We start from the raw sequence: 15925 nt of genomic DNA on the forward strand, positions 1-15925 counted from the left end.
CGATTAAGCGGTGTTTTAGATTAAGCATCTATAACTTCAACTTTTTCCATGCCTTGGCCTTGCTCCATATCAAGTACAGCCTCGATACCAGATGTTACCTTGCCAAAAACAGTGTGAACACCGTTTAAGTGCGGCTGCGGGTCATGTACGATAAAGAATTGGCTGCCGCCTGTGTCTTTACCAGCATGCGCCATTGATAATGAACCTCTTTCGTGCTGATGTGGATTTCCTTCTGTTTCACATTTAATTGTGTAACCAGGACCACCCGTTCCATTACCGTTTGGGTCGCCGCCTTGGCTGACAAAACCTGGAATCACGCGGTGGAATTTCAATCCATCGTAGAAGCCTTCATTCGCTAATTTTTCAAAGTTTGCTACTGTACCTGGAGCAGCCTCTGGGTAAAGTTCAAACTCAATTTTCTTTCCATTCGTTAATTGTATGTATCCTTTTTTCGCCATTTTTCACATTCTCCTTTCAGGTTAAACAACGCTCATTATAGCACATTTTCGGTGATGTTAAACATCCCCTGCTCTTCGATTGTCATTTACCTCTTATCTGATGATTGATAAAATAGGGTTGCTTGATTCTTTTTTCCTAATAAAATGATATCTGACTAAATGACATGTCTTCATTTATCGGAACAGGAACACATCTTAAAAAGAAAATTGAAACGTCGAGCCAATTTGTTACGTCTATATGATGGAGTGCACTTCATCACGTGTACTCAAAAGATGAGTTTCTCTTGAAAGAGGAACGCTTTCGACTTGAAGGAGGTCAACATGTTTAAAAAAATGATGCTTGGTATGATGGCAGCGCTCCTTTTCCTAATTGGTGCGCCAAAAGTCAGCTTAGCGGATGCAGCTGTCGGCGATGTCATCGTCACACTCGGGCAAGACCTAACACCGGCTGATCGCCAGAAGGTGCTTGACGAGTTGAACCCACCTGAAAATGCGACAAAAATTGAAGTAACCAATAAAGAAGAGCACGAATATTTAGGAAAGTATATCCCTCGTTCTTCTATCGGGACGAGAGCATTATCATCTTCATCGATCACCATTGAAAAATCAGGTACTGGTCTGACTGTGGATACACACAACATCAAGACCATTACAGATGAGATGTATTTAAATGCTTTAATGACAGCAGGTGTCAAAGATGCCAAGGTTGTCGTGACTGCTCCATTTGAAGTATCTGGTACAGCCGCACTGACGGGCTTACTAAAAGCGTATGAGGTGTCAAGCGACAAAGCCATTCCAGAAGATGTGAAGCAGGTGGCAAACGAAGAGCTTGTGACAACTTCTAAATTGGGTGACTCTATCGGGAAAGATAATGCTTCTGCCCTTATTGCAAAAATCAAAGATGACATTGCAAAAAATGGTGTTCCTAAAACCACGAAAGAAGTAGAAGAAAAAGTGGATCAGGCTGCTTCTGATTTGAACTTAAATCTGACGCAGGATCAAAAAGATCAGCTTGTCTCGCTATTTGATAAAATGAAAAACATCAATATCGATTGGAATCAAGTAGGATCTCAAATTGATAAAGCAAAAGACAAGATTACTAAATTCATAGAATCGGATGAAGGGAAAAACCTTCTTCAAAAGATTTGGGATTTCTTTGTCTCCATTTGGAATGCGATCGTTTCTGTATTCACTGGAGGAAAATAATTCATGAAAAAAAGCTGCCTGAACTCCAGGCGGCTTTTTTTAAGTAGATGATTTCACTTTTGATTGATATGGTAAATCAAGTTTGACAATGTCCTCATATGTTTCACGCTCAACCACTAGCTGCGCTTCCCCGTCTTCTACAAACACAACAGCTGGGCGCGGGATACGGTTATAGTTGTTTGACATACTATAGCCGTAAGCTCCGGTACAAAAGACAGCTAATAAATCCCCTTGTGATAATTCTGGCAGATCGATATCCCAAATGAGCATATCTCCGCTTTCACAGCATTTCCCGGCAATTGAAACCGTTTGATCATGCGTTTGGCTCATTTTGTTGGCACTTGCGGCTTCATATTTCGCTTGATATAAAGCTGGACGAATGTTATCACTCATTCCGCCATCTATCGCTACATAATCACGGATGCCAGGTACATGTTTTGATGATCCGATCGTATAAAGAGTCGTCCCTGCATCTCCAACAAGAGAACGGCCTGGTTCTATCCAAATCTCTGGCATATCAAACTCATAGCGGGCCACGTTCTCTTTCACAGCTTGGATAATTTTTTCGACATATTCTGTCGCAGGAAGTGGTTCATCCTCTTCTGTATAACGAATCCCAAAGCCGCCGCCTAAGTTTAATACTGTAGAAATAAAACCAAATGATTCTCTCCATTCATCCAGCTTCAAAAAGATTTTATCGGCTGCAAGGACAAAACCAGCCGTATCAAAAATTTGTGAACCGATATGACAATGAACACCTAAAAGCTCGATCACTTCTGACCCAAGCACTTGTTTCACCGCTTCATCTGCTTGTCCATTGTGAAGATCAAAGCCAAATTTTGAATCCTCTTGACCTGTCGTAATGTAATCATGCGTATGCGCTTCGACACCAGGCGTGATGCGGAGCAATACTTTCACTTTTTTTGACAGCTCTTGACCAAGCTGTTCAATGAGCTTCATTTCATAGAAATTATCCACAACAATACAGCCGATCCCATGCTCTAAAGCCATTTTTAATTCTTCTCTGCTTTTATTATTGCCATGGAAATGAATTTTTTCTACTGGGAATCCAGCGCAAATGGCTGTGTGAAGCTCACCGCCTGATACGACATCAAGAGATAATCCTTCTTCTTTGGCAAGCTGAAACATGGCGATGGAGGAAAATGCTTTACTCGCATATGCTACCTGTGCCGTTAATTCTTCTTCTATAAATGCTTTTTGAAAGCTTTTTGCGCGCTCCCGTATTAAAGCCACATCATATACATAAAGTGGTGTCCCATACGTTTCAGCTAAAGAAACAGCATCAACACCACCAATTTCTAAATGACCGAGTTCATTTTGTCTGCAAGTGCCGTGTAAATACAATGTCATTCCCTCTTTCTCCACTTCGGCTGAAAAAAGGCAGCTGCGTGAGCTGCCTTTTGCCGTGTCTCAAAGTTAAAAATACAATATCACAATCTTCAGCCACTTTCAATGAGCGTTAAGAATTTGGCGGAATTTTTGATCTGTTTTGAGGGTGAACGATGCTCGGCCTTACTTTTGAGCCAGGAACAGACGTCCGAATTAGTACTTGCCACAAAGCCTTTCCATTAAAAGGAATGAACGGCCACATATAAGGCGTCTGCAATGAACGAATGGATGTTAAATAAATGATTAACAACGTAAAACCAATGATGAGTCCATTCAGCTTAAAGATCGCTACTAGTGCTAGGATGATGAGCCTTACAATCTTATTGGCGACACTCAGTTCATAGCTTGGCGTTGTAAAGGTACCGATCGCTGCCAGCGAGACGTATAAGATGACCTCTGGTGTAAATAAACCAACATCAATGGCGATTTGTCCAATTAAAACAGCCGCGATCAGCCCCATGGCGGTCGACAATGCGGTTGGCGTATGAATCGCAGCCATCCTTAAAAATTCCACCCCGAAATCAGCAAGAAATACTTGGAGAATCACAGGGATATGAGAAGGTTTGTTAAATCCAATATAGCTTAAATTGTCAGGCAGGAGATTTGGTTCGAGGATAAAAAGAAACCAAATCGGCAAAAGAAAGGTAGAACATAAAATGCCTAAAAAGCGTACCCATCTTAAGAATGTACCAACGGCAGGTGCCTGGCGGTATTCTTCTGCATGCTGAACGTGGTGAAAAATAGTGGTTGGTGTAATGATAACACTAGGGGATGTATCCGTAATGATGATGACATGCCCTTCTAATATGTGGTTAGCGGCGACATCTGGACGCTCGGTGTAACGCACTAGCGGAAAGGGATTATATCCTTGCTTAATTATAAATTCTTCAATCGTTTTATCAGACATCGTCAGCCCATCGACTTTGATTCCTGATACTTCTTTTTCTATAATATCTACTAAGTCAGGGTCTGCAATATCTTCAATATAGCAAACACAGACATCCGCTTTTGAACGTTCGCCTACTTTGAGCATTTTGTATCTCAGCTTTTCATCCCGCACTCTTCTTCGAATAAGCGCTGTATTCACAATAATATTTTCAACAAAACCGTCCCTTGCTCCCCGGACCACCTTTTCCGTATCCGGCTCCTCAGGCATTCTGCCAGGATAGCTTCTAACATCAATGATAAAGGCGTAATTTTCACCTTCTACAACGACTGCTACAAGCCCAGACAGCACTTGATCCACTGCTTCATCCAGCGTTTCTACCTTTGAAACCTGCTGATTGACAAGGCGGTTCTCAACTACATGTGCAAGATCATCTGATTCAGGTTCGTTGTCATTGATTTCGATTAGTTCTTTTAATAAGTAGATGACATACTGTGTATCACACAATCCGTTTACATAGTAAAGCTGGATTTCCTGATCGTGTATATAAATTTTCCGAACACCAAGGTCAAAGCTGAGACCCATTCCGACATTTTCCTTGAAGTAATCTTCATTTTTTTTCGGGTCTCGGTACACGTTTACCTTGTCTTTCTTCATGGTAACCACTCCTTTCTAGTATTAATTCCACTGCTTTCATCGTGATTGGAGATCCCTTGCTCAGATCATCTTTTCGTCCCATCTTGCCAATATCTCCAATCCCGACAACTAACGGAAGGTTGAGGGAGTCAAGGCAATACACTGTATCCCCGCTCATTTTATGGGGCTCCATTTCGGGAAGACCGTGTTTGTCGACACCATATTCTGTCAGTTCACCTTCCCGGTCAATGGAGACATGAACCTTTGTCCATTCTGCTTGATGCGTCTTGGATGCAACTGCGATCGCACCAATAACTTCGATTTCAGGATGGCGCGCCACATGTTTCATCGCCGTCTCCCCTGTTCCTTCACCTGTCAGACCAGAATCATCAAACATCACAAAGACTGGATCATACGGCGTTTTTAAAATCATCTGAACAAGTTCAGGTCCTGTCCGTTTGCTTGGATTTCCTTTTGAGCTGGAAATACATCGTCCGCCGACGTTTTTAGCAGCAAGCTCTATGGTTTTGGCAGCATATATATCTCCGTCTGTCACTAAAATGACTTTCCGTCTTTGCCCCATATTCGGTTATCCTTTCGGTTTAAAAATAAGCGCGACAATAAATGAGAATAAAATCGCAGCTGATATTCCAGCAGAGGTTAATTCAAAAATACCGATACCGATGCCGATGAATCCATGTACATCTGCCTGATGCATTGCCCCATGAAGCAAGCTATGACCAAAGCTGACGATTGGTACGGTTGCGCCCGCACCTGCAAATTCAATAAATTTATCATAAATACCGAATCCATCTAAAATGGTACCCGCTACAACAAAAGTAGTCATGACATGTGCAGGCGTGAGTTTAAGTACGTCTAGTAAAAGCTGGCCAATGACGCAAATAAGTCCGCCTGCCACAAAAGCGATAAGATAATCCATTAGCTCTCTCCTCCTGCACGCTCAAATACGACACCGTGCGCAATGGTTGGAATGGTCTCTTTTTGCTGAACCATCATCGGGCTGAGTAACGCCCCGGTTGCCACAACGAGTACTCTTTGCAAATTCCCTGCTTTCATTTCTTGAAAGATATGACTAAATGTCACTATAGCTGAACAAGCACAACCGCTGCCTCCAGCGAATACGTTTTGATCGGGTGTATAGATGATTAAACCGCAATCATCGTGCTTTCTCCCAAGCTGAATGCCGTCTTCTTTCAGGAGATCCTTTAAGATCGGTGAACCAATGCCTGATAAATCTCCAGTTAAAATCAGATCATAATCATCTACTGTTCTTCCTAAGTCTTCTAAATGCTGCTTGATGGTGTCTGCCGCTGCCGGTGCCATGGCCGATCCCATATCAAATGGATCTGTAATGCCAAGATCCATGACCCTGCCCACTGTTGCGCTTGTAATTTGAATGTCAGAGACTTCTTGGCTGATAATAACGGCTCCGCTTCCTGTCACTGTACTTGTTGCTGTATCGGGCTTTTGTCCGCCGTATTCTGTCGGATTACGAAATTGGCGTTCTGCCGTCGCATTATGGCTGCTTGTCGCTGCAATGGCTCTATTTGCAAATCCGCCATCAATGAGCGCTGACGCAATGGCAACCGATTCCATTGAAGTCGAGCAGGCCCCAAACAAACAAAGAAACGGGATCTTCAGCTCTCTTGCCACATAGTTTGCAGTGACGTTCTGATTGAGTAAATCTCCAGCCAGCAACAGGTCAATATCGCTTTTTTGCAAATTTGCTTTTGATAAAGCGGTTGATATCGCATCATCCATGAGCTTCCTTTCAGCCATTTCCCAATTCTTTTGATCACAGTGCATTTCATCGTACGTTTTATCGATTAAATGGCCAATCGGGCCTTCTTTTTCTTTCGGTCCTGCAGCAGTTCCTTCTGCATTGACATAAAGCTTGTGCTCAAATACCCAAGATTGTTTACCTGTTAGTTTCACCTTTCATTCCTCCTACGAAAACATCTTTTCAAAGACGTATCGAATGATCCCTACGACATATGCGGAAACGACACCGAACACAATAACGTTCCCAGCGAGTTTAAACATATTTGTGGCAACACCTAAAACAAGCCCTTCACTTTTATGCTCAAGGGCAGCACTTGTCATACTGTTAGCAAAGCCTGTCACCGGTACGGCCGATCCGGCTCCAGCAAACTGGCCGATTCTATCGTAAATACCGATACCCGTTAATAGAGAAGAAATTAAAATGAGGGTTGCCACCGTCGGATTCCCTGCTGTCTTTTCATTAAAATCAAAAAAATGGATATAGAAATTTTGCAGCCCCTCACCTATCAGACAGATTAAGCCGCCAACTAAAAACGCCTTGATGCAGTTGAGGACATAAGGAGGTTTGGGCTGATATGTTTTCACCTTAGATGGATAGTTCTCTTTTAAACTCGACACGTGTTGTTCCCTCCAATTGATTAAATATAAATAAGCCAATGAAATAGTGAACCAAATACCTTTCCTAAGACGATGGCCATGAGCAGCAAAACAATTTTCCCGTCCATTCCAATTCTTTTCGTTAATATAGGAAGTACATTTAATACTTCAGTGAGTGCAGCTGCAAGCATGCCGACGAAGATACCTGATAAAAGACCGACCGGCAGTGCCAGCCATTTGGTTAAATGCAGATGTATTTGACTTAAGGTGGCCCAGCCGCCAACGACCGCTCCGCTAATGACAGCCGCCTCGTACCCTTGTATAAAGCGCTGCGTTTTGGTTAATTGCATTAAGCGGGGAATGATGCCAAGCACTGTAAGAAATGCCACAAATCCTGCTCCGACCGTTAAACCGCCGCCAAGTCCAACGAGTACGACAAAAAGCCATTTACCGATCATGGATATCTTTCAATGTTTCTTTATTTTCGTTGAGTGCGACGTAATGATCGAGATCAAGCTGATATTTAAACATTTCCACCTCGAGCGGACTTGGTTCTTCATTTAAACGCTTTTTAAATACATGATTGAAAAACAAAATCATGCCAAAACCGAGTCCAAAGCTATATGGAATTTGTAATAAATACGGATGCTCAACCGTTTTTCCAGTGATCATTTCATATAGACGGATATGAACGAGCCGCATACTGACATCCTCGTGGAAATTCATAATGGCAAGGGCCGCTCCGACAAATAATAGGAGCCATACAAACACAAATAAAACGGGAGAAAGCTGGCGTTTGCCTGTATCAATTTCAACAATAGCTTCAGAGCCGCCGACGGTTTGAATGTCGATATCTGGCCACGTTTTTTTGATCGTTTTGACGACATGCATGATATCAAGTACGACGATGTGACGATCCTTTTTGCTGACATGATACACCGGCATTTTACTAAGCTTTTGCACAGCAAACTCATCACCAGTGATTTGGGCGATATCCTCTAAATAAATGAGCTGATCAATACCGGTCTTGATTCGATGGCGCAGCCGAATAAAGATTTGTCCGTCCATCCAAGTCACTTCCTATACGATGGGTTAAAAATAGTATGTGGTGAAAAATGGTTCTCATACTGATAGAACTTGATTTACCGGTAATTACCACACAAAAAAAGCCAGCCGAATTGGCTAGCTGTCTTTTTGATCCATTTGCATTTGGATTTGTTTTAAAATTTTCTTTTCAAGCCGTGAGACTTGTACTTGTGAAATGCCAAGTCTTTCTGCAACCTCAGATTGTGTCTGATCTTTATAATACCTTAAATACACAATGAGTTTTTCCCGTTCTTCTAATTCCTTGATCGCTTCTTTCAGTGCGATTTTGTCAAACCATCTTTCCTCAGAATGATCAGCAATTTGATCAAGCAATGTAATCGGATCCCCATCATTTTCATACACCGTTTCATGAATGGATGATGGGGAGCGCACCGCTTCTTGGGCGAGGACCACATCCTCTGGTGTGATATCAAGATATTCGGCAATTTCCTGAACGGTCGGCATTCTTCCATGAGACTTAGACAATTCATCCCTTGCCCGCCGAATTTTATTTCCGAGTTCCTTTAGTGACCGGCTGACTTTGACCGTTCCATCATCCCGAATGAATCGCTGAATTTCACCAATGATCATGGGAACGGCGTACGTTGAAAACTTTACATCATATGACAAATCAAATTTATCAACAGATTTCAGCAGTCCAATACAGCCAATCTGAAACAGATCATCTGGTTCATATCCCCTATTTAAAAAGCGCTGAACAACGGACCAAACAAGACGCATGTTTTTTTCTACGAGGAGGTCTCTTGCTTGCTGATCACCGTCTTGGCTTTTTTTGATGAGCTCTTTGACTTCATCATTTGACAGCTGGGCTTTTTTAGCTTGCTTTTTTACCTCCACATCCATATGAGCAGCTCCTTTAATTACAAAGCGCTTTGCTTTTTGATAGATGCTTTGTTAAACGGATGGTCGTGCCCATTTCTGGAGATGAGTCCACCATGACATCATCCATAAAATTCTCCATGATGGTAAAGCCCATTCCAGAGCGCTCTAAGTCTGGTTTTGTGGTGAAAAGCGGCTGTCTTGCTTCCTCAAGATCTGTAATACCCATACCTTCGTCACGGATGGTGAGGTAAACGACATGATCATCTAATGTGACATGGATGTGCACCTTGCCATCTGGATTCCCATCATAGCCATGGATGATGGAGTTTGTCACTGCCTCAGATACAACGGTCTTGATTTCTGTTAATTCATCTAAAGTCGGATCAAGCTGAGCGATAAATGCCGCGACTGTCACCCTCGCAAACGATTCATTTTGGCTTAATGCCGAAAACGTCAGGTTCATTTCATTTCTCATGATGCCACCCCCAATGTTTGCAAAGCCGTTTGCTCAGAAGGCTCCATCCGAATGATTTTAAACAAGCCAGACATATCAAATAACCGGTTCACTGCTGGCGAGATGGCACAGACGACCATTTCCCCGCCAAGCTGCTTAATTTCTTTATATCTTCCTAAAATCACTCCGAGTCCAGAGCTGTCCATAAACGATAAATCAGCCAGATTCAGCACAATGTGGCGAATGTCCTCTGTTTCCAAATAATTCGTCACCTTTTGTCTTAATGTTTCTGCGGAGTGATGATCGAGCTCTCCTGTTAACCGAATGCAAAGTACGCTCTCTTTTACTTGAAAATCAATACCAAGGCTCATTTTTTATTCCTCCTTGCTCTAATTTCGGATAAAGAGTGTTTCTCTTTTTTATGAAATAAATCCTTCACCATGACAAAACTAGTGACCATTCGTCACATTTAGATGTTCTTTTCTTTTTCCTCATAGCAAAAAGACTGCCAATTCCAGCAGCCTTTCGCCTTTTATTTCCATTTTACAAAATCAGCCATCGCCCGTTTGAAGAAAGTCCAAACACCTGCCTTTTCCATTCCTTCTTTTGCTTCTACAGGACTTTCATGCAGCACTTTTCCGTCTTTTTTCAAGACGATCGTACCAAGTTCCGTTCCTTTTGAAAATGGAGCCTTGACATCACGAGACAATTTGATTTCTTTTTTGATCTGATCCACATTTTCGCCTTTTTTCGTTAAAAGGGAGATCGGTTCAGAAGTAACGAGCTGAATGTTTTTCTTTTTCCCTTTGCTCACTTTGATCTCCGCCACATCTTGCCCTCTTTTGTAAAGCGGATGAGTCGTATATTGACTAAATGCGTAATCTAACATTTTGACTACCTGAGCGTTTCTGTCTTTCGGCGTACTTGCGCCGAAGACAACCGCAATGACGCGCATGTTGCCTTTTTTAGCAGATGCAGTTAAACAGTATTTCGCTTCACCTGTAAAACCGGTTTTTACCCCATCGACACCTGGATAAAATTTAATCAGACGGTTTGTATTGACAAGCCAGAATTTTTTATCTGTGTTTTGCCTTAGATAGTCTTCGTAGACACCTGTGAATTTGGTGATTTGTTCATATTTCAACAGCTCTTTTGCCATTATTGCCATATCGTGAGCTGTGCTGTAATGGTCTTTTTCAGGAAGTCCTGTTGGGTTTTGAAAGACTGTTGAGTTGAGGCCAAGCTCTTTCGCCCTTTTGTTCATCTGCTCAACGAACTGTTCTTCAGATCCTGCAATATGCTCTGCCATGGCAACTGAAGCATCATTTCCTGACGCAATCGCAATGCCTTTCAGCATTTCTTTCACGGTCATTTCTTCTCCTGGTTCAAGGAAGATTTGTGAGCCTCCCATGGACGCTGCATAGTCGCTCGTTCTGACCTTGTCTGTCATTTTTAGTTTACCCTGATCAATGGCTTCCATGATCAGAAGCATCGTCATGATTTTGGTCATACTTGCGGGTGCAAGCTTTTCATCGCTGTTTTTGTTGTAAAGCACCTTTCCCGTGTCTCGTTCTATTAAGATCGCTGATTTGGCTTCGTGTGCCAATTCTGATGTTTGTTTTTCTCCTGGTTTTTCAATCTTTTCTTTTGCTATCGCTGATGGTGAAACCATTGAGATAAGGATCATTAAAATAAACAATGCACATATATGACGTTTCAAGTGGCAGACCTCCATTATCGTAATCCTTTCTATTTTTTCCTCATACAGGCTGTTTTATTCAGAGATCGTATGATTGCAAATAAAAAAAGCCTTCTGCTTGGGTAGCAGAAGGCTTCTGGACACATGCTATGAAAGTTGTTTGACAATGTCTTTTACTAAATCAAGAAAACTTGCTTTCACTTTTTCCGTTACTTCGATCACTTCATCATGAGATAGCGGCTGATCCAAAATACCAGATGCCGCATTGGAAATGCATGAAATGCCAAGCACTTTCATTCCTGCATGACGCGCAACAATCACTTCTGGAACAGTCGACATTCCAACAGCATCTGCTCCAAGTGTTCTTAAGAAACGAACTTCAGCAGGTGTTTCATATGAAGGGCCTGTCATCCCTGCATAAATCCCTTGCTGTACAGATATACCTAAACGCTGGGCTGTTTCTTCTGCAAGTGCCAGCAATTCTTTATCATACGGTGCAGACATATCAGGGAAACGAACGCCTTGACTGTCATTTGGGCCAATTAATGGATTGGTTCCCATCATATTGATATGATCTGTGATCAGCATGAGATCTCCTGGACGGAACGACGTATTCACACCGCCGGCTGCATTTGTGACAATACATGTGTCAATGCCAATTTCTTTCATCACACGGACAGGAAACGTCACTTGCTTCATATCATATCCTTCATAGAAATGAAAACGTCCTTGCATCGCACAAACGACAGTGCCTTTCAGCGTTCCGATCACGAGCTGCCCTGCATGTCCCTCTACTGTTGAAACAGGGAATCCGGGAATATCTTCATATTTTATTTTGATTGGATTTTCAATCTCATCTGCTAAAATGCCAAGCCCTGATCCTAAAATCAATCCAACTGTTGGTACATATGTCGATGCTTGTTTAATGTATGCCGCCGCTTCTGAAAACTGTGCTCCCACGAGATTTCCCCCTATTTAAGTTTAGATAAAAAGCTTGTTCCGTATTTTGGCATCGCTATCTTGAAATTATCTGCAACGGTTGCCCCAAGATCAGCAAACGTTTTTGCTGTTGGCAGTTCATTTGCTTCCTGATGCTTTTTGCTGTAAGCAATGAGCGGAACATATTCTCTTGTATGATCTGTTCCGTGATGAACTGGGTCATTACCATGATCTGCTGTGATCACAAGAAGATCATCCTCTTTCAACAGGTCAAACACTTCAGGAAGACGTGCGTCAAATTCCTCTAATGCTTTTCCATAACCCTCTGGATCTCTTCTATGTCCGTAAAGAGCATCAAAATCAACAAGGTTTAAAAAGCTGAGTCCTGTAAAGTCTGTTTTAAGTGTATCGACCAGCTTGTCCATTCCATCCATGTTTGATTTTGTTCTAAGAGATGATGTGATCCCCTCGCCATCATAAATATCAGAGATTTTTCCGATCGCAATGACATCGAGTCCATCATCTTTCAGTTCATTCATGACTGTACGGTCAAATGGTTTTAACGCATAGTCATGACGGTTTGGCGTTCTAACAAATGCGCCAGGCTCTCCGACAAACGGACGAGCGATAATCCGTCCAACCATATATTTTTCATCTAATGTGAGTTCACGGGCAATTTCACAAATACGGTAAAGCTCATCTAATGGCACAACTTCTTCGTGCGCAGCAATTTGCAGCACAGAATCCGCAGATGTATAAACAATTAAATCGCCTGTTTTCATGTGCTCTTCGCCAAGCTCATCTAAAATTTCCGTACCAGACGCAGGTTTATTTCCAATAATACCCCGGCCAGTTTTTTCTTTTAATTCATTTAGTAGTTCATCGGGGAATCCTTCTGGAAAGACTTTGAACGGTGTGTCTATGTAAAGACCCATGATTTCCCAGTGTCCTGTCATTGTGTCTTTACCGTTTGATGCTTCTTGCATTTTTCCATAATACGCAAGCGGTTTTTCATCCGCTGGAATTCCTTTGATTTCTTTAATATGACTTAGCCCAAGCTTCGCCATATTCGGCATATGAAGCCCGTTCATTTTTTCAGCAATATGTCCAAGTGTATCTGCACCTACATCATTAAAATCAGCAGCATCTGGTGCTTCCCCAATTCCTACTGAATCCATGACGACGAGAAAAATGCGTTTATACTGATAATCAGGCATTAAAAAGCGCCTCCTTCAATATTCTTGTCTTTTGACCTTACAAACAGTGAAGAGGTCAGACATCTCAAGTATAAACCGTTTACAAGCCAGTTGACAACCATAAACGGTGTAAACATGAAAAAGCATGACACCCATTCACTGTGTCATGCTTTACTTATGCCCTTGGATGGAATTTGTGATACACATCTTTCAGTCTTGTTTTCGTCACATGTGTATAAATTTGTGTTGTTGAGATATCGGCATGTCCGAGCATCTCCTGTACGGCTCTTAAGTCCGCACCGTTTTCAAGCAGGTGTGTAGCAAATGAATGTCTGAGCGTATGAGGCGTCAGTTCCTTTTGAATCCCTGCTTCGATGGCTCGTTTTTTTAAGTTCTTCCAGAAGCCCTGGCGCGACATTTTTTTCCCGTGATGATTGAGAAACAGGGCATCGGACGGCTGTTTTTTTAACAGCTTGCTTCTTCCCTTTTCGAGATATTCTTCAATCGCGCTTGCAGCAGCTTCACCGATTGGCACAATACGCTCTTTTCTTCCTTTTCCAAAACAACGGACAAAGCCCATTGTGAGGTGAACATCGGCAAGGGTCAGATCCAGCATTTCACTGACGCGAATCCCCGTTGCATATAAGAGCTCAAGCATTGCTTTGTCTCGGTAGTCAAAGGGAGTGTGCTGATTTGGTGTATCAAGCAGCTTTTCGACCTCCCCTAATGATAAAACTTTCGGTAAAGTCCGCTCTGTTTTTTGCGTTTCAATGTTCCATGACGGGTCATCCGTTGTCACTTTTTCCCGAAGCAGAAATTGATGAAAGGAACGGATCGATGATAGATGCCGTACAGACGTTTTACTCGATTTCCCTTCCTCTTTTAGCTGCTTTAAATAATGAATGATATGCAGACGCGTGACATCGCTAATATCCGTCAGCTGTTCATGTGTCATTAAAAAAGACAAGTAGTTCTGTAAATCTCTTTTATAAGAAACAATGGTATTTTCAGAGAGTCCTCTCTCTACGGTCATAAAATGAATAAAGTCGGATAATTGATCGTTCAATGATTTCTACTCCCCGTTTTGATAAAAATAAATCAATCGGTCTTGCCAATTGTCTTGATTCGGCTGATCCATTTCCATCACTTTAATTGCTGCACCCTCTGGTTTATCATAACGATGGTAGCTTTCATATTCTGAATTTATCCATATCATAGCATAATAGAACAGGACGGTAAAACCAGTGAACAAGATAAATACTTTGATCACTTCACCTGTTGTTTTGAGCCATTTTCGCATAAACTTCAAGTCCTTTCTCACCTTCTCATTACTTCAGCATATGCCAGGTGGGACAAGGAATATACAGCGAAAATGCAAAAAACCTCTTCATCTTAAATGAAAAGGTTCCAATTCGGATTATTTGCCGGATTCATCATCATGACATCGGTGACAAATACCATGGAATGTCAATCTATGATCCTTAATTTTAAATTTCCAGTCACGTTCAATAATCTCTTCGACATCTTCTAATAAATCATCTTCTATCTCATCGACTGTTCCGCATTCCATGCAGACAAGATGATGATGGAAGTGAGCGGCTCCTTCTTTGCGAAGATCATATCGCGAAACGCCGTCTCCAAAGTTAATTTTATCAACAACTTTCAGTTCAGTGAGCAATTCTAACGTCCGATAAACAGTAGCAAGACCAATTTCAGGAGACTTCTCTTTTACGAGGAGGTATACATCTTCTGCACTTAAATGGTCTTCTTCATTCTCAAGCAGTACTCTTACTGTGGCTTCACGCTGTGGCGTGAGCTTGTAGCTGGAAGAATGAAGCTGTTTCTTAATTCGATCAATCCTATTTTCCATTGACTTTCCCTCCTACGCCACATTACTTGATCATTATATCAAATGATGTGCTGAGAGCCAACTATAATCATTTTAAATTGATAAATAAATTGATTATTAATTAATAACAATTATAAAAGAACACCTGCCAGCTTTTTCATCAGCATGAATGATATGTACGATTCAAAAAAAGACGACAGTGCAGCAAGCGCTAAAATCATCAGCAGAACAGATGCATACCGGCCAAACCACTGGACGGGTGCTTGACTAATGGTTTTTTTCATGAAGAGCTGTCCAATGAGACGGATGGAAAACGCAATCGCACAAGTGCCAATTACTAAATAGGCTGGAATGAGCAAAATGTTTTGCGGAAGCACCGATACGAACGAGAGAAAAAATCCACTCAGCCCCATTTGATTCACGAGAAAACCAACAGTAAACCCAACAACAATTCCTTTTAAAAAGATCATAAGAAAGATAAGCGGCAGACCAACGATGGAGATTCCCAGTATCCACATAAGGCCTAAATATTTCATATGATGCAGGAAGCTTTGTAAAAACATTTCTTTTGATTCAGCTGCTTTCTCATTTGTCAGCTGACCAAAAAATTGATTTAAATAATAGAATAAATCCTCTTTCTGGCTGAATGTCATGCTATTGACAATAATCGCCCCGAAGATCACACCCATTAAAAAGAGTACAGAGACAAATAAATAAATCGAGAGATGATCTTTTACGTGCTGAAGAAGATGCTCCTTCCAAGACTTTTTCCGCATGTGTCTTCCTCCCAAATAGTAAGGTTACTAGATTCTATGAGAGAGATTACGAAACATGACAGTTTTATCGAAAGAAAAAAGAGAAAG

General features: G+C 41.8%; 20 protein-coding genes. 1 reads left to right on the plus strand and 19 read right to left on the minus strand.

Annotation, left to right across the window (positions count from 1 at the left end; genetic code table 11):
• Positions 1-20: 20 nt before the first annotated feature.
• The gene (locus AAZR19_RS14240) at positions 21-458 is read right to left on the minus strand and encodes a peptidylprolyl isomerase (RefSeq protein WP_007501040.1); all 438 of its coding nucleotides are present in this window, start codon (positions 456-458) and stop codon (positions 21-23) included.
• 321 nt (positions 459-779) lie between these two features.
• Between AAZR19_RS14240 and AAZR19_RS14245 the strand changes: the two genes are divergently transcribed.
• Positions 780-1664 carry a DUF1002 domain-containing protein gene (locus AAZR19_RS14245; RefSeq protein ID WP_024422856.1) on the plus strand — a complete coding sequence of 295 codons (885 nt, stop codon included), beginning with the start codon at positions 780-782 and terminating at the stop codon, positions 1662-1664.
• 39 nt (positions 1665-1703) lie between these two features.
• Here AAZR19_RS14245 and lysA read toward each other — a convergent pair whose 3' ends face one another.
• The 18 genes from lysA to spoIIM all read right to left on the minus strand — a co-directional run bounded on the left by lysA (position 1704) and on the right by spoIIM (position 15838).
• Positions 1704-3029 (minus strand): diaminopimelate decarboxylase, encoded by a 1326-nt coding sequence (lysA, locus tag AAZR19_RS14250; protein ID WP_034280367.1) that lies wholly within the window; start codon positions 3027-3029, stop codon positions 1704-1706.
• A gap of 115 nt (positions 3030-3144) precedes the next feature.
• A complete protein-coding gene (locus AAZR19_RS14255; protein WP_034280365.1) occupies positions 3145-4617 on the minus strand; it encodes a spore germination protein in 1473 nt (490 codons plus the stop codon).
• Entirely contained in the window at positions 4571-5179 is a 609-nt protein-coding gene (locus tag AAZR19_RS14260; RefSeq protein ID WP_041109671.1) for a stage V sporulation protein AE, read from the minus strand. The genes AAZR19_RS14255 and AAZR19_RS14260 overlap by 47 nt, the downstream gene beginning before the upstream one ends.
• A gap of 6 nt (positions 5180-5185) precedes the next feature.
• Positions 5186-5536 (minus strand): stage V sporulation protein AE, encoded by a 351-nt coding sequence (gene spoVAE / locus AAZR19_RS14265; protein ID WP_024422860.1) that lies wholly within the window; start codon positions 5534-5536, stop codon positions 5186-5188.
• Complete coding sequence (gene spoVAD / locus AAZR19_RS14270) at positions 5536-6552, minus strand: stage V sporulation protein AD (protein WP_087975841.1); 1017 nt, start codon at positions 6550-6552, stop codon at positions 5536-5538. The genes spoVAE and spoVAD overlap by 1 nt, the downstream gene beginning before the upstream one ends.
• Positions 6553-6564: 12 nt before the next feature.
• The gene (gene spoVAC, locus AAZR19_RS14275; RefSeq protein WP_041109674.1) at positions 6565-7017 is read right to left on the minus strand and encodes a stage V sporulation protein AC; all 453 of its coding nucleotides are present in this window, start codon (positions 7015-7017) and stop codon (positions 6565-6567) included.
• A gap of 20 nt (positions 7018-7037) precedes the next feature.
• Positions 7038-7454 carry a stage V sporulation protein AB gene (locus AAZR19_RS14280; protein WP_034280358.1) on the minus strand — a complete coding sequence of 139 codons (417 nt, stop codon included), beginning with the start codon at positions 7452-7454 and terminating at the stop codon, positions 7038-7040.
• Positions 7444-8064 carry a stage V sporulation protein AA gene (locus tag AAZR19_RS14285; RefSeq protein WP_034280357.1) on the minus strand — a complete coding sequence of 207 codons (621 nt, stop codon included), beginning with the start codon at positions 8062-8064 and terminating at the stop codon, positions 7444-7446. Before AAZR19_RS14285 ends, AAZR19_RS14280 begins: the two co-directional genes overlap by 11 nt.
• A 114-nt stretch (positions 8065-8178) precedes the next feature.
• Positions 8179-8946 (minus strand): RNA polymerase sporulation sigma factor SigF, encoded by a 768-nt coding sequence (sigF, locus tag AAZR19_RS14290; RefSeq protein ID WP_024422864.1) that lies wholly within the window; start codon positions 8944-8946, stop codon positions 8179-8181.
• 13 nt (positions 8947-8959) lie between these two features.
• The gene (gene spoIIAB, locus AAZR19_RS14295) at positions 8960-9400 is read right to left on the minus strand and encodes an anti-sigma F factor (protein ID WP_024422865.1); all 441 of its coding nucleotides are present in this window, start codon (positions 9398-9400) and stop codon (positions 8960-8962) included.
• Complete coding sequence (spoIIAA, locus tag AAZR19_RS14300) at positions 9397-9750, minus strand: anti-sigma F factor antagonist (protein ID WP_024422866.1); 354 nt, start codon at positions 9748-9750, stop codon at positions 9397-9399. Before spoIIAA ends, spoIIAB begins: the two co-directional genes overlap by 4 nt.
• A gap of 161 nt (positions 9751-9911) precedes the next feature.
• Positions 9912-11066, minus strand: a complete 1155-nt coding sequence (locus tag AAZR19_RS14305) for a D-alanyl-D-alanine carboxypeptidase family protein (protein WP_404841334.1) — start codon at positions 11064-11066, stop codon at positions 9912-9914.
• Positions 11067-11225: 159 nt separating this feature from the next.
• Entirely contained in the window at positions 11226-12038 is an 813-nt protein-coding gene (locus AAZR19_RS14310) for a purine-nucleoside phosphorylase (protein WP_041109678.1), read from the minus strand.
• A gap of 11 nt (positions 12039-12049) precedes the next feature.
• Entirely contained in the window at positions 12050-13234 is a 1185-nt protein-coding gene (gene deoB / locus AAZR19_RS14315) for a phosphopentomutase (protein ID WP_024422869.1), read from the minus strand.
• Positions 13235-13388: 154 nt separating this feature from the next.
• Positions 13389-14279 (minus strand): site-specific tyrosine recombinase XerD, encoded by an 891-nt coding sequence (xerD, locus tag AAZR19_RS14320; RefSeq protein WP_041109682.1) that lies wholly within the window; start codon positions 14277-14279, stop codon positions 13389-13391.
• 6 nt (positions 14280-14285) lie between these two features.
• A complete protein-coding gene (locus AAZR19_RS14325) occupies positions 14286-14513 on the minus strand; it encodes a YqzK family protein (protein WP_024428058.1) in 228 nt (75 codons plus the stop codon).
• 117 nt (positions 14514-14630) lie between these two features.
• Positions 14631-15083 (minus strand): ferric iron uptake transcriptional regulator, encoded by a 453-nt coding sequence (gene fur, locus AAZR19_RS14330; protein WP_003215577.1) that lies wholly within the window; start codon positions 15081-15083, stop codon positions 14631-14633.
• A 110-nt stretch (positions 15084-15193) separates the two neighbouring features.
• Positions 15194-15838, minus strand: a complete 645-nt coding sequence (gene spoIIM / locus AAZR19_RS14335) for a stage II sporulation protein M (RefSeq protein WP_024422873.1) — start codon at positions 15836-15838, stop codon at positions 15194-15196.
• Between the last annotated feature and the right edge of the window lie 87 nt (positions 15839-15925).

Origin of the sequence: Bacillus sp. Je.9.29.b (assembly GCF_051129925.1) — a bacterium.
Classification (GTDB): Bacteria; Bacillota; Bacilli; order Bacillales; family Bacillaceae; genus Bacillus; species Bacillus safensis.